General features: G+C 59.5%; 12 protein-coding genes. 11 read left to right on the top strand and 1 reads right to left on the bottom strand.

Features of this window, described 5'->3' with window-relative positions:
• Nucleotides 1-992 precede the first annotated feature (992 nt).
• From QWI18_RS25635 to QWI18_RS25625, 3 genes are all read left to right on the top strand, one after another.
• Nucleotides 993-1,373, top strand: coding sequence for a cupin domain-containing protein (locus tag QWI18_RS25635; RefSeq protein WP_369320184.1), 381 nt, complete (start codon nt 993-995; stop codon nt 1,371-1,373).
• Between the two features lie 630 nt (nt 1,374-2,003).
• Nucleotides 2,004-3,080: a hypothetical protein gene (locus QWI18_RS25630; protein WP_369320183.1), complete on the top strand. Its 1,077-nt coding sequence runs from the start codon at nt 2,004-2,006 to the stop codon at nt 3,078-3,080.
• A 687-nt stretch (nt 3,081-3,767) separates the two neighbouring features.
• A complete protein-coding gene (locus tag QWI18_RS25625; protein WP_192134355.1) occupies nt 3,768-4,850 on the top strand; it encodes an Ig-like domain repeat protein in 1,083 nt (360 codons plus the stop codon).
• A 118-nt stretch (nt 4,851-4,968) separates the two neighbouring features.
• On the opposite strand, the gene QWI18_RS25620 is transcribed toward QWI18_RS25625, so the two are convergent.
• Entirely contained in the window at nt 4,969-5,877 is a 909-nt protein-coding gene (locus tag QWI18_RS25620) for a LysR family transcriptional regulator (protein ID WP_296313034.1), read from the bottom strand.
• Between the two features lie 128 nt (nt 5,878-6,005).
• Here QWI18_RS25620 and QWI18_RS25615 point away from each other — a divergent pair, with 128 nt between their 5' ends.
• The 8 genes from QWI18_RS25615 (at nt 6,006) to dctM (ending at nt 14,871) form a co-directional block, all read left to right on the top strand.
• Nucleotides 6,006-6,845: a MaoC family dehydratase N-terminal domain-containing protein gene (locus QWI18_RS25615; protein WP_369320182.1), complete on the top strand. Its 840-nt coding sequence runs from the start codon at nt 6,006-6,008 to the stop codon at nt 6,843-6,845.
• A gap of 64 nt (nt 6,846-6,909) precedes the next feature.
• Nucleotides 6,910-8,073, top strand: a complete 1,164-nt coding sequence (locus tag QWI18_RS25610; protein WP_369320181.1) for an acyl-CoA dehydrogenase family protein — start codon at nt 6,910-6,912, stop codon at nt 8,071-8,073.
• Between the two features lie 10 nt (nt 8,074-8,083).
• On the top strand, nt 8,084-9,433 hold the full coding sequence (locus QWI18_RS25605; RefSeq protein ID WP_369320180.1) for an MmgE/PrpD family protein: 1,350 nt from the start codon (nt 8,084-8,086) through the stop codon (nt 9,431-9,433).
• A 128-nt stretch (nt 9,434-9,561) separates the two neighbouring features.
• Entirely contained in the window at nt 9,562-10,761 is a 1,200-nt protein-coding gene (locus QWI18_RS25600; protein ID WP_369320179.1) for a CaiB/BaiF CoA transferase family protein, read from the top strand.
• Nucleotides 10,762-10,829: 68 nt separating this feature from the next.
• Nucleotides 10,830-11,654, top strand: a complete 825-nt coding sequence (locus QWI18_RS25595; protein ID WP_369320178.1) for a CoA ester lyase — start codon at nt 10,830-10,832, stop codon at nt 11,652-11,654.
• Nucleotides 11,655-11,836: 182 nt separating this feature from the next.
• The gene (locus tag QWI18_RS25590) at nt 11,837-12,835 is read left to right on the top strand and encodes a TRAP transporter substrate-binding protein (RefSeq protein ID WP_369320177.1); all 999 of its coding nucleotides are present in this window, start codon (nt 11,837-11,839) and stop codon (nt 12,833-12,835) included.
• Between the two features lie 120 nt (nt 12,836-12,955).
• Nucleotides 12,956-13,588, top strand: coding sequence for a TRAP transporter small permease (locus tag QWI18_RS25585; protein WP_369320176.1), 633 nt, complete (start codon nt 12,956-12,958; stop codon nt 13,586-13,588).
• The gene (gene dctM, locus QWI18_RS25580; protein WP_065989499.1) at nt 13,588-14,871 is read left to right on the top strand and encodes a C4-dicarboxylate TRAP transporter large permease protein DctM; all 1,284 of its coding nucleotides are present in this window, start codon (nt 13,588-13,590) and stop codon (nt 14,869-14,871) included. The genes QWI18_RS25585 and dctM overlap by 1 nt, the downstream gene beginning before the upstream one ends.
• Nucleotides 14,872-15,032: the final 161 nt, after the last annotated feature.

The raw sequence follows: 15,032 nt of genomic DNA, 5'->3' as shown, positions 1-15,032 counted from the left end.
AAAACTGGGGTATCTGCCACCGACCGTTTACGAACGGACGATGGCCTTGAAACAACCTATCGAGGTGTCCGGAATTAGTTGACCACTACAACCCCCCTGAAACACTGCCCGCTTTTGTAGGACTGGCTTTAGCCGGGAATGCATCATGCGTCACGCCGCAGAATGGATGGCGTACGCACCGGCCTCTTCCCGGCTGAAGCCGGTCCTACTATTTGAACGCGGTCATCCTGTAGGACTGGCTTTAGCCGGGAAAGCGTCAGACGTCACACCGCAAGATGGATGGCGTACCCACCGGCCTCTTCCCGGCTGAAGCCGGTCCTACGAAGACACCGCATACCCCCCTGAAACACTGCCCGCTTTTGTAGGACTGGCTTTAGCCGGGAATGCATCATGCGTCACGCCGCAGAATGGATGGCGTCCACGAGGGCCTCTTCCCGGCTGAAGCCGGTCCTACTATTTGGACGCGGTCATCCTGTAGGACTGGCTTTAGCCGGGAATGCATCATGCGTCACACCGCAAAATGGATGGCGTACGCACTGGCCTCTTCCCGGCTGAAGCCGGTCCTACGAAGACACCGCATACCCCCCTGAAACACTGCCCGCTTTTGTAGGACTGGCTTTAGCCGGGAATGCATCATGCGTCACGCCGCAGAATGGATGGCGTCCACGAGGGCCTCTTCCCGGCTGAAGCCGGTCCTACTATTTGGACGCGGTCATCCTGTAGGACTGGCTTTAGCCGGGAATGCATCATGCGTCACACCGCAAAATGGATGGCGTACGCACTGGCCTCTTCCCGGCTGAAGCCGGTCCTACGAAGACACCGCATACCCCCCTGAAACACTGCCCGCTTTTGTAGGACTGGCTTTAGCCGGGAAAGCGTCAGTCGCAACACCGCAAAACCGGATGCACCCACCACCCTGCAATAACGTACAAGACCCCACCCACAACCACGCTCTAGATTGTCGCCACATCAAACCCTTCGGAGCCGCCCACGTGTCCAGGTCCAACAATCAACACACCCCCATCAACTTCGCTCAGAAATACAGCCTGTTCACCGAGCAGTGGCAGCCAAAAGTCATCGCGCAGATGAACGACTACCAGTTCAAGCTTGCACGGCTGGAAGGGGAGTTTCTCTGGCACCGCCACGCTGACACCGACGAAACCTTCATCGTGATCGAAGGGTGTTTGCGCATCGATTTTCGTGACGGTTTCGTCGAGCTCAACGCGGGCGAGTTGTATGTCGTGCCCAAGGGTGTCGAGCACAAGCCGTTCGCTGCCCAAGAGGTGAAGCTGATGCTGATCGAGCCAAGCGGGGTGATCAACACCGGCGACGATACCAACGAGCGCACGGCGCAGAATGATAGGTGGATTTGAACAATGTAATTCAACCTTCCGCCGATTATTGCCCGAGGCGCCCAGGGTTTTAGGTGTGGTCGATACCTGGCGCCTTTTGCAGGGCTCACCACTCATCCCCCTGGACCTCCCACCTGCACGTAATTGTCGTGGAAAGCGTAGGGCCTCAGACCGTTTCGAAATAGTGGTTATTTCGAAAGCGCCCGTTGTGGATTAACCCCCTGATTATTCGGTTCATTCGCAATCGCTCGGGCTTGGCAATTCTGTGGCTACTGTCATATTTGACAGTAGCCACACCTAGCTTATGAAATTACCTTGGACGGAAAGGTCGTAGCAGTTGTGTCGATGTAGGTTTTCGGGAGTGTGGGTCAACGCGTTGAACTGTCTGATTCTGGAGAAAACAGATGGCTGACAATGTGGATGGGTCCCTGAGGATTGAGTTCTACAAAGATCGGGCCAGTGAAAGCTGGCTTCATTCCAGCGGGTGATTTTTTTCACGAATACTTCGGTAGTAATTGCCCGCATAACATGTTCATCAACTTGACCGGCGCCAACAGGATACCCGTGCTTTGAGTCGTCTGTACGCAGTTGCCTGATATGACAGGGTTAACTTTCAATAACAGCAATGATCCAAACGTTTAGGTGAATACGATGACAGACGAAAACACTCTATGCGAGGTTGTCAAAAATCCGGCAGCAGGCTTGGCCTCTCGCACCGCCGGGATGGCTTCAACAACAGTGGATATATATGACGGTGATGTAAAAGTGGGGACAGCGCCGGTCGTCGATGGAGCATGGCAATATACCGCCTCCTCCCTCGCCGAAGGCGATCATCATTTTACGGCGAGGCTCGATGTCCTGCGCAGTAATTCGTGGCACCTGACGATACGCAACGCGCTGCAACTGACCGCGCCGGGTGTCGTTGAGGTGTTCATGGACAGTGGGACTGGCTTTGGCAACTCGTTGAATCTCTTGAAAAGCATCAACTCTGCGACCGTGATTGTTAAATATCCCGGGATGGAAACGGGAGACCAGGTGACAATGAGCTGGAATGGAGCAGGAGGCTCCACCTCTGAAACCAAGCTGGCTGGAAGTTCAGGGGATGTAAGCTTTGTCGTTCCGAAAACATATATAACTAGCAACACTAATCAGCGTGTTCGGGTGTCGTATACGGTCGTGCCAGTGGGTGCGACGAACACGGTGAATTCGCCCGAGATGGTGTTTGAAATTACTAACAGTTCGTTGGTTGGTAACCCCTATTTTGTTGAAGGATTTAGAACATCGCGGTACCGCTGCACTTTTAGTTCGGGTGAAATAGTAGTAAGTAACAGTACGAGTCCAGGTACCCGTTTAGGCTCGACTCCGAATGCAGGTCCGAGCGCGGAAACGCGATTCACAGCCACCGAGACAACCTCCACTTTTATGGAGAATAAAATCGGCGCTCAGCCGTGGCGCTATTCAGCAATATATCCAACTAACGTACCCGGTATCGGTTTCAAACTAATTGATGACCGTGGCACAATTCTCGAGGCTGGACCTGGTAATCGCAATGGGGCTGGCCTCTACGGTAATCCCGGTACTACGATGAGGGTCGAGTTTTTTAAGACAGGGTTCGTGGAACCCGGCACGATACCCGCAGGTGACGTAGTGGACTGGAGATTTGGCGCTAATCGGCTTCATTACATGTCAGTTTACTTAACTAACGCTATTAAAATTGTCGTGACTTGAATCGTACTCATCGGTGAGATATCCACGGCATACCGCAATTACGTAGCGCGTCGCGTTGCAGCCGTCCGGCTTGCGGGCGCCCGTGTCGTCAGGGCCGCCGCCGACAAGCCTTTCGCTGCCCAAGAGGTGAAGCTGATGCTGATCGAGCCAAGCGGGGTGATCAACACCGGCGACGATACCAACGAGCGCACGGCGCAGAACGACGTTTGGATATGAAGAGCTTTGCAGAAACTTCGGCCGACCTTATATAGACGTCTGAGATGGTTGGCGCGCAGCGCCACCGGCCGCCTCTCTCCAGCTCAGTTGACCAGCCATTATTTTTCCAAACCAGCTGCACTTGGCTCTATTGGACATGGCAATCCTTAAGATCTTTTCGGACTAGGGGTTAGTTTGATGGCACTTATACTCAGCTAAGCTGTTGATTTTCGCTGGTTTTGCTACGCATCCGGTGTGCATGACTTTGCGACTGTCAATTATGACAGTAGTCGTAGTGCCGGTAAAAAGTTAGGTTAATCGCGAAGGTCGTTAAATATTTGTTGATGGGAGGATAGCAGCGTGAAGCAGCTACCTCGAAAGCATGATTCGAGAAAAGATCGGTTCCTGATGTTAAATACGTACCGGCTTTGGTCATTGCGTGGACGACAGGAACATCAATGATTGATCCTGATTACCGTGTTGAGGTGAAAAATGGTAGATAACAGCGATGCCTGCAAAGTAGCAAATGATCCGGGGTCAGCCTGGACGTACCTTGCTGGCAGGGGGGCGCAAATCCTGGTGGACACAGTCGATATATATGATGGTGATACAAAAGTTGGAACAGCGCCGGTTGTAAATGGCGTATGGCAGTTCACTGCTTCCGCGCTGACCACGGGCGAGCATCGCTTTACCGCCAGATCGAACGCACTTCAAAGTAACCCATGGCACCTGACGGTGCGCGAAGCGTTGCAACTCTCAGCGCCGAGGGTCGTTGAAGTTTTCATGGACAGTGGGACCGGCTTCGGCAACTCGCTGAACTTGGCCAAGGTCACCAACTCTGCAACGGTTGTCGTCGAATATGCTGATATGCAGGCGGGAGACAGTGTCACGATGAACTGGAATGGGGCGGCCTCTTCTACGTCTCAAACAAAGTTGGTTGAAAGTGCCACAGGTTTGATCTTCGTCGTGCCTGGAACCTACAGTGATGACAACATAGATCTGCGTGTCAGCGTTTCCTACACGGTTACTCCAGTGGGTGACATCAGTAGGGTGAGCTCACCAGAGTTGGTTTTTAAGGTGACGTATAACTCTCTAGAGGGGCATCCCGACTTTGTCGAAGGGTATACGACTTCGTACTACACATTCTCATATTCGGCCGGCGAGATCGTTGTGAGTAACACGCTGAGCAATGGCACCCTTTTAGGCACGACCTCAACAGTCGCAGCCACCGCAGAGACGAGAGTCCGCTTTGATGATCCGGGCTCAAGTTTACTCGTGAATAAACGAGGCCCCCAACCCTGGGCGCTGTCGGAGACCTGGCCAACGAACGTTGAGGGCATCGGATTCAAGCTCATTTATCACACCGGCGAACTGGGTAAACCGGGTCCTGTCATACTTCCCGTTGCGACCTACAGCAATGGCGGTACGACGATGAGAATTGAGTTCTATAAAATAGGGTTTGTGAAGTCCGGCACACTGCTGTCGGGTGAATGGGTGAATTGGACATTTGGCGCTGCTCGTCTGAAATACATGGGGTTCACGATCACTCACGACATAAAAATAGTGGTTGTTTAAAGTGTACTTGTCGTTGAAACATCAAATGAATACCGGCTGAGCATTGGGTAAAGCGTCGCTAGTGGAAGCCAGGTTGCCGGTGGCGTTGCGGAATCGCCACGGCAGGTAAGTCGTGCTGCTACGGCATCGGCGTCGGCGGACTTGCATCGGGCAACAACACCGCAATCAACGCCCTGACCACCCCCGGCAGGGCGTCCAGTTCACGGACCAGAATGCTCCGCTCGCGCACCGCCCAGGGCTCGTCGAGCTCGATGGTCACCAGCTTCATCGTCCTGCTGTGGCGCGACGCTGCCGACTCCGGGATCACCCCGATGCCCACCCCGGCTTCGACCATCCGGCAGATGGCTTCGAAGCTCGACACCTGAATCCGCAGTGACAGACTCTGCCCCAGCCGCTCAACGTGATCGCGCAGAAAAGTCAGCAATGTGCTGCCTTCGTGCAGCCCGATGTGCTGAAACGCCAGGGTTTGCTTGAACGTGATCTTTTTCTCGGCCGCCAGCTCATGGCCCACCGGCACGGTCAGCACCAGGCGGTCGGTGCTGAAGTGGATGACCTGCAAACCCGCCGCTTCCACCGGCCCGGCGATGATGCCCATGTCGGTGCTGCCATCGAGCACGCCGCGCACGATGTCCCGGGACAGGCGCTCCTGCAGGTCCACCGTGACGCCGGGCCGTTTCGCCAGAAACCCTGCCAGCACTTCGGGCAGAAACTCGGTGACGGCAGTGGTGTTGGCGAAGATGCGAATGTGTCCGGCTGAATCGGTGCCGTAACTGGTGAACTCACTCTTCAGGTAATCCACCTGGCTCATGATCAGCCGCGCGTGTTTGAGCAGGCGCTGACCGGCAGGGGTCAGTTCCACGCCGCGGCTGTCGCGGTACAGCAGGCGTGTGCCGAGTTGGCCTTCCAGCGCCTTGATCCGCGCGCTGGCGGCGGCAGGGGAGAGAAACGCCCTGCGCGCGCCCTGGGTCAGGCTCGGTGATTCGCCGATGTGAATGAAGAGGCGCAAGTCAGCCAGGTCGAAATGCATGGGCGTGTCCGGACGTTGCAGAAGGCGTTCAGCATACCCGAACGCCGCTATACGCAAATGCAAATTCACAGAATGCCGGCGCACTTCCATGATCGGGCCATAACAACAAACCCAGAGGGTTCCCGCCCATGAGCGCTGCAGCGTCACCCGTGGATTTCACGGCCTGGATCGGCCGCACTGAAGAAGCCCAGGATCATCTGAGCGTCAACCTGATCAAGCGCATCGCGGCCACCTTTGGCGAGCCCACGCCCGCTGCCGGCGATCCATTGCCGCCGCTGTGGCAATGGTGTTTTTTCCAGGAGCCGCTGTTCGAAGCGCAACTCGGCGGTGACGGCCACCCGGCCCGTGGCGGCTTTCTGCCCCCGGCGGACAATCGCAACCGCATGTGGGCCGGTGGCCGCGTCGAGTTCATTCAGCCGCTGAAGGTGGGTGCTGACGCCCATCGCCTGTCGACCATTCTGCACATTGAGGAAAAGCACGGCCGCACCGGGTCGCTGCTGTTCGTGACCGTGCGCCACGACTACTCACAAGGCGGCGAGTTGTGCGTGCGGGAGGAGCAGGACATCGTTTACCGCGAGCCCAATCCGCCAAAGCTCAACAGCGGTGACGCGCCAGAGCAGGGCGAGTGGAGCGAGGTCATCGAGCCGACGCCAACGCTGTTGTTTCGCTACTCCGCCGTGACCTTCAACGGCCACCGCATTCACTACGACTACCCCTACGTCACCGGCACCGAAGGCTATTCCGGTCTGGTCGTGCACGGGCCGATGATCGCCACGTTCAACCTGCGCGCCTTCATTCGCGCCCATCCCGACAAGCGCGTGCGGCATTTCGCCTATCGCGGCGTGCGCCCGCTCAACGTCCCTGCTGCATTCCGCGTCGGCGGACGAATCGTCGAGCCGGGCAAGGCTCAGCTGTGGGCCGGCAATGACGCCGGCGTCGCCCAGAGCGCCGAAGTCGTTTTTGACTGAACCCTTCTTTCTATACAGCCAGGCGCGCCGATTCCGTGGCCGCCGGCCGATGCGAGTGGACACCATGAACCCCTACGAAAACGAAGACCTCAATGCCATCCGAGATGGCGTGCGCGCGCTATGTGCCCAGTTTCCGGCCGAATACTGGCGCAAGATCGATGAACAGAAAGGCTTTCCGGACACCTTCGTCAAGGCGCTGACCGATGAAGGCTGGCTGTCGGCGATGATCCCCGAGGAATACGGCGGCTCCGGTCTGGGCCTGGCGGAGGCCTCGGTGATCCTCGAAGAAGTGAACGCCTGCGGCGGCAATTCCGGCACCGTGCACGGCCAGATGTACAACATGTTTACCCTGCTGCGTCACGGCAGCGACGCACAGAAAAGCTACTACCTGCCCAAGCTCGCCAACGGCGAACTGCGCCTGCAATCCATGGGCGTGACCGAACCGAGCACCGGCACCGACACCACCAAGATCAAGACCACGGCGGTGAAGCAGGGCGACAAGTACGTGATCAACGGCCAGAAGGTCTGGATCTCCCGCGTGCAGCATTCCGACCTGATGATCCTGCTGGCGCGCACCACACCCCTGGCCGAGGTGACGAAGAAGTCCGAAGGTATGTCGATCTTCATCGTCGACCTGCGCGAGGCCATCGGCAACGGCCTGACCGTTCAGCCCATTGCCAACATGGTCAACCACGAAACCAACGAGCTGTTCTTCGACAACCTCGAACTGCCGGCAGACAGCTTGATCGGCGAGGAAGGCAAGGGCTTCCGCTACATCCTCGACGGCCTCAACGCCGAGCGTGCCCTGATCGCCGCCGAGTGCATCGGCGACGGCCGCTGGTTCATTGAGAAATCCGCAGCCTACGCCCGTGACCGCGTGGTGTTTGGTCGCCCGATCGGGCAGAACCAGGGCGTGCAGTTCCCCATCGCCGAAGCGCACATCGAAATCGAAGCGGCGGACCTGATGCGCTGGCGTGCCTGCGAGGAATACGACAGCGGCAAGAACGCCGGTGCCAGCGCCAACATGGCCAAATACCTCGCGGCAAAGGCGTCATGGGAGGCGGCCAATGCCTGCCTGCAAACCCATGGCGGATTCGGGTTCGCCTGCGAATACGACGTGGAGCGCAAATTCCGCGAAACCCGTCTGTATCAGGTGGCGCCGATCTCCACCAACCTGATTCTTTCCTACGTTGCCGAGCATCTGCTCGACCTGCCACGCAGCTTCTGAGGACGTCGTTATGAGCCACACGCAGGCATTGGCGGGTTTCCTCGCCGAGCTGACCTACGAGCAAATTCCCGGCGTTGTGCTGGACCGTACCGAAGATTTGTTCCTCGACTGGATAGGCTCGGCGCTGGCCAGCCAGGGCGCGCGGCCGATTCCGTTGTTCGAACGCTACGCCGAACGCATGGGCCCGCAGCAGGGCAAGGCGAAAATTCTGGTCAGCGGTCGCGGCACCTCGGCGTACTTCGCTGCGCTGGTCAACGGCGCGTCTTCGCACCTGGTCGAGCAGGACGATCTGCACAACAGTTCAGTGCTGCACCCGGCGACGGTGGTGTTCTCGGCCGTGCTGGCAGCAGCCCAGGATCTCGGCAAGACCGGGCAGGATTTATTGCTGGCCTCGGTCGCCGGTTACGAAGCCGGCATCCGCATCGGCGAATTCATGGGCCGCTCCCACTACCGCATTTTCCACACCACCGCGACGGTAGGGACGCTCGCTGCTGCCGTGGGCGTCGGCAAGTTGCTGAATTTCGACAAAGAGCAGTTCATCAACCTGCTGGGCACCGCGGGCACCCAGGCCGCCGGGCTCTGGGAATTTCTCCGTGACGCAGCCGACTCCAAACAGCTGCACACCGCCAAAGCCGCGGCCGATGGCCTGCTGGCGGCGTACCTCACCGAAGACGGCCTGACCGGCGCACGAAATATTCTCGAAGGCGATCAGGGCATGGCGGCGGGAATGTCCAGTGACAGTGATCCCGCCAAGCTGTCCGATCGCCTCGGCAGCCGCTGGGCGTTGGTCGAGACCTCGTTCAAGTTTCACGCCTCGTGTCGCCATACCCATCCGGCCGCTGATGCCTTGCTGCACCTGATGCAGCGCGAAGGCCTGCGTCATGAGCAGATCGCCACAGTCGTCACCCGTGTTCATCAGGGCGCCATTGATGTGCTCGGTCGGGTCGATGTGCCACAGACCGTGCATCAGGCGAAGTTCTCCATGGGGGCGGTGCTCGGATTGATCGCGGTCCATGGCAGCGCGCAGCTGATCGAGTTCCGCGACCTGGCCCTGACCGATGCCGACGTCGCCGCCTTCCGCGAAAAGGTCACGATGGAGCTGGACCCGGAAGTGGATGGTGCTTATCCGGCGCACTGGCTGGGTCGGGTGATCGTGACCACCACCGATGGCCGGACGCTGAGTGCCGGGATTGATGAGCCCAAGGGCGATCCGGGCAACACCCTGTCGCGGCCTGAACTGGAGGACAAGGTTCAGCGCCTGCTGGTGTTCTCCGGCGCCCGCACGGTGGAGCAGGGCACGGCGTTGATTCAGCGGGTCTGGCAGCTGCGCGATGCGCAGGATTTGGTCAATTTGATTTAGGCGAACGCCAACCCTTGTAGGAGTGAGCTTGCTCGCGATTGCAGTGTGTCAGCCCCATCAGGCCTGACTGACAAAATGCTATCGCGAGCAAGCTCACTCCTACAGGGAATGTGAAGAGGTTTACAAACATGACTCAACAACCCCCGCGTCCTCTGGATGGCATCACCGTCGTCAGCCTCGAGCACGCCATCGCGGCGCCGTTCTGCACCCGGCAACTGGCGGATCTGGGCGCCCGCGTGATCAAGGTCGAGCGCCCCGGCGTCGGCGATTTCGCCCGTGGCTACGACCAGCGCGTCGACGGCCTGGCCTCGCATTTCGTCTGGACCAACCGCTCCAAGGAAAGCCTGACCCTGGACCTCAAGCAGGACGAGGCCGGCGACATTCTTGAGTCACTGCTCGCTAAGGCTGACGTGCTGGTACAGAACCTGGCGCCCGGCGCCGCTGCCCGTATGGGGCTGTCGTTCGAAGCTCTGCATGAACGCTTCCCGCGCCTGATCGTCTGCGATATTTCCGGCTACGGCGAAGGCGGGCCCTATGAGAAGAAGAAGGCCTACGACCTGCTGATCCAGAGCGAAGGCGGCTTTTTGTCGGTCACCGGTGGCCCGGGCGAAAACGAGATGGCCAAGGCTGGTTGCTCCATCGCCGACATCGCCGCCGGCATGTACGCCTACACCGGGATTCTGTCGGCGCTGATGCTGCGGGACAAAACCGGGCAGGGCAGCCGCATCGACGTCAGCATGCTGGAAAGCCTGGTGGAGTGGATGGGCTACCCGATGTATTACGCCTACGACGGCGCGCCGCCACCGCCACGGGCCGGCGCGTCCCACTCGACGATCTATCCTTACGGGCCGTTTCCCACCGGCGGGGGCGGCACGATCATGCTGGGCCTGCAGAACGAACGGGAATGGGCGCTGTTCTGCGAGAAGGTCCTGTTCGACCCGTCGCTGGCCACCGACGAGCGCTTTTCGGCGAACTTCAAGCGCTCGGAAAACCGCGAGGCGCTGCGGCAGATCATCGTTGACGGCTTCGCCGCCTTGAGCGTCGATGAGGTGGTTGCCCGCCTGGAAGACGCGCAGATCGCCAACGCCCGGGTCAACGACATGCAGGGCGTCTGGGACCATCCGCAGCTCAAGGCCCGTGATCGATGGCGCGAAGTCGACAGCCCGTCCGGCCCGCTGCCGTCGCTACTGCCACCGGGCCACAACACCGCGTTCACGCCGCGCATGGACGGCGTGCCGGGCCTGGGGCAGCACACCGGCAGCATCCTCGGCGAGCTGGGGTTTTCGGCTGAAGACCAGGCGCGGATGGCGGCGGGCGGGGTGGTCTAGCGCCCGTTCTGCAAAAGGCTCTTTTGCACAGCGCATCCCTTCCTACAGGACACTCTCAGGACACCCACATGGCCCACACCAACATCCGCTCTGCACTGTTCGTCCCCGGCAGTCGCCCCGATCGTTTTGCCAAAGCGCTGGCGGCCGGCGCCGATGCCGTCATCGTTGATTTCGAAGACGCCGTCGAAGAACCTCTCAAGCGCCAGGCGCGGGACAATCTCACGGCCTTCCTGAACGACAACCCCCAAGCCTCTGTGTGGGTGCGGGTCAATGCGCCGACTCATGCCGAACATGCCGATGACTTGGCGTTTTGCCGGCAGCACGCGGGCGTGGCCGGGGTGCTGCTGCCGAAAGTCGAAAGCGCTGCTCACGTCGCTGCGGTCTGGCAGACAGGCAAACCGGTTCTGCCAATCATCGAAAGCGCCAAGGGCCTGCTGGCCTTGGAGCAGATCGCCCATGCCGAGGGGGTAGAGCGTTTGTCGTTCGGCGGACTCGACCTGGCCCTGGACCTGAACCTCAATAGCGGCACCCACGCTGCACAGATGTTTCTCGACCAGGCGCGGATGTCGGTGCAACTGCATTCAAGGGGCGCGGACCTGCTGCCACCGCTGGACGGCGTGCACCCGGCCATCGGCGACCCGAAAGGTTTGCACCGCGCCATTCGCCACGCCTACGACATGGGGTACGGCGGCGCGTTGTGCATCCATCCGGCGCAAGTGCCGGTGATCCACGCCGCGTTGGCCCCCAGCGCTGATGACTTGAACTGGGCGCAAAAGGTGATCAACGCCAGCGCGGCGGCCAAGGGGGCGGGAGCCTTTCAGCTGGACGGGCACATGGTCGACGCGCCGGTGTTGCTGAGGGCCCAACGTTTGCTGGCGCTGGCGGCGGGGTGAACGCAGTCGCCGCCGGGGCGCCGGTGGAAAGCTGGATCGCGTTCAGCAACCCCGAACGCCGGCTTTCACAAAAGCAGATTCTCTAAACACCGGAGCTTCGTCATGGTGGAGTTGCACTATGCTCATGGGCTCCACCTGCTCCTGCCAACATAAGTTCATACAAAAATAAAAAGGTGATATCGATGTTGAAGCTGACCAAAGCGCTTTTCTGCGCGGCCGCAGTGTCTGTGGCCAGCCTTGCACAGGCCGCTGATCCGATCACGATCAAGTTCGCCCACGTGGTGGCGGAAAACACGCCGAAGGGGCAGGGCGCGTTGCTCTTCCAGAAGATGGTCGCCGCCGACCCGACCTTGAAAGACAAAGTTAAAGTCGAGGTGTACCCCAACTCCTCGCTGTTCGGCGACGGCAAGGAAATGGAAGCCCTGCTGCTCGGCGACGTGCAGATGCTGGCGCCGTCCCTGGCGAAATTCGAGCAGTACACCAAGAAAGTGCAGATTTTCGATCTGCCGTTTCTGTTCAACGACCTCGCTGCCGTTGACCGCTTTCAGCAGGGTCCCCAAGGCAAGGCGTTGCTGACCGCGATGGACGACAAAGGCATTCACGGTCTGGCGTATTGGCACAACGGCCTCAAGCAACTGTCCGCCAACAAAAAGCTCGTTGAACCGAAAGATGCCCGTGGCCTGAAATTCCGCGTTCAGGCCTCCAGCGTGCTCGAAGCCCAATTTGTCGCCCTGCACGCCAACCCGCGCAAGATGAGCTTCGCCGAGGTCTATCAAGGCCTGCAGACCGGCACCGTCAACGGCACCGAAAACACCTGGTCGAACTACGAAAGCCAGAAGGTCAACGAGGTGCAGCCGTTCTTCACCGAGTCCAACCACGGCCTGATAGACTACATGGTGATCACCAACTCCAAGTTCTGGAACGGCTTGCCGGCGGACGTGCGTGACGAACTGCAAACGATCATGGATCAGGTGACGGTCGAGGTGAACAAGCAGGCCGAAGCGCTGAACCAGACCGCCAAGCAGAAAATCATCGACGCCAAGACCAGCGAAATCGTGACGCTCACCCCTGAGCAGCGCGCGAAATGGCGTGAAGCCATGAAGCCGGTCTGGGACCAGTTCTCCGAAGAAATCGGTGCCGACCTGATCAAGGCTGCCGACGATTCGAACAAGGCGCCTTGAGCCCTTCCTTCGCTTCTCGATACAGACCGTGACGGCCCGGCGGCCACCCGTTTCGCGGGTGATCCGCCTCCACGGCCGTCGCCATGCCCGGCTACATTCGGCTTCGTTCGGAGAATGCTTATGCACCCGCTGACGCGATTCTGGGAGCATCTGGAGGAGGGCATCATTGCCTTTCTGCTGGCTGCCATGACCCTCGTGACTTTCGTCTACGTGGCGTTGAACAACATCTACACCCTGTTTTATTCCCTCAGCGATCAATGGACCGTCAGCAGCGATTTCTTCGCCGGCATCGGCGACCACCTGATGGGTTACGCCCAGGGCATGACCTGGAGCGTGGCGCTGACCAAAGCCCTGTTTGGCTGGCTGATCTTCTTCGGGATTTCCTACGGCGTGCGCACGGCGGGCCATCTGGGCGTCGACGCGCTGGTCAAGAAAACCAGCAAGCCGGTGCAGCGGATTCTGGCGATGCTGGCCTGCGCCTGTTGCCTGGCGTACGCCGGCTTGTTCCTCGTCGCCAGCTACAAGTGGGTCGCAGCGCTGTTCATGGCCGGCATCGGTGCCGAGGACCTTGATCGGTTCGGCATCAAGGTCGCCTACATCGCCGTCATCGTGCCGATCGGCTTTGGCCTGGTGATCGCTCGCTACCTGGAAATCCTTTACCGCATCTGGACGCACCGGCAGACCGGTCTGGGTCTGGCCGACGAAGCGGCTGAAGCGAGCAAACTCGCCAACCCTGCCGAGGAGCAGCACTGATGACTGTTATCTGCCTGTTCCTGCTGCTCTTCGTTTTCATGTTCCTGGGCGTGCCCATCGCCATTTCCCTAGGCTTGTCCGGCGCCGTTTCGATCCTGCTGTTCAGCCCGGACTCGTTGAGTTCGCTGGCGATCAAACTGTTCGAAACCTCCGACAGCTACACCTTTCTGGCAATTCCGTTCTTCCTCTTGTCCGGGGCCTTCATGACCACCGGCGGGGTGGCGCAGCGCCTGATCGACTTCGCCAACGCCTGCGTCGGCCACATTCGCGGCGGCCTGGCGATTGCGGCGGTGCTGGCGTGCATGCTGTTTGCGGCGCTGTCCGGTTCATCGCCCGCCACCGTGGCGGCCGTGGGGTCGATTGCGGTCGCCGGCATGGTGCGTTCCGGTTACCCGAAGGCATTCGGCGCGGGCATCATCTGCAACGCCGGTACGCTGGGCATTCTGATTCCGCCGTCCATCGTGATGGTGGTCTACGCCGCCGCGACGGAGACGTCGGTCGGCAAGCTGTTCATTGCCGGCGTGGTCCCCGGGATTCTGCTCGGTGTGATCCTGATGGTGGTGATCTACATCGTCGCCCGGGTCAAGAAACTCCCGGCCCAGCCACGGGTGACCTTCCGCCAGTGGCTGCACACGGCGCAACGGGCGTTTTGGGGTCTGATGCTGCTGGTCATTATCCTCGGCGGCATCTACAGCGGTATGTTCACGCCGACCGAAGCGGCGGCGGTAGCGGCGGTGTATTCGGCGTTCATCGCGCTGTTCGTTTACAAGGACATGAGCTTCAAGGACTGCCCGAAGGTGTTGCTGGAGTCCGGCCGGCTGTCGATCATGCTGATGTTCATCATCGCCAACGCCATGCTGTTCGCCCACGTCCTGACCACGGAGCAGATTCCGCAGCAGATCACCGCCTGGGTCATTTCCGAAGGCCTGACCCCGATCGGCTTCCTGATCATGGTGAACATCGTGCTGCTGGTCGCAGGTAGCTTCATGGAGCCTTCGGCAATCATCCTGATCCTGGCGCCGATCTTCTTCCCGATCGCGATGAAACTGGGCATTGACCCGATTCATCTGGGGATCGTCATGGTGGTCAATATGGAGATCGGGTTGGTCCACCCACCGGTGGGGCTGAACCTGTTCGTGACGTCTGCGGTGACGGGGCTGACACTGGGCGAGACCATCCGAGCGGCGCTGCCGTGGTTGTCGATCCTGCTGGTGTTCCTGCTGCTGGTGACTTACGTGCCTTATATCTCGCTGGCGCTGCCTAACTGGCTGGGGATGCCATGAGAGAGGGGACTCGTCCTTAGAGCTACATCAAGATCAAGATCAAGATCAAGGTCTACGGCGGTCTGCCTAAGGGCAGACTGTTTCGCCTTCGGCGAGTTACTTTTAAAAAGCACTAAAAGTAACCAAAAGTGCCTGCTCTCGGTTGGGCCCGACTTCGTCGG

Origin of the sequence: Pseudomonas sp. W2Oct36, from assembly GCF_041060465.1 — a bacterium.
Taxonomy (GTDB): Bacteria; Pseudomonadota; Gammaproteobacteria; order Pseudomonadales; family Pseudomonadaceae; genus Aquipseudomonas; species Aquipseudomonas graminis_B.
The sequence above is the reverse complement of the archived record's forward strand: the minus strand, read 5'-3'. Positions and strand labels throughout refer to the sequence as shown.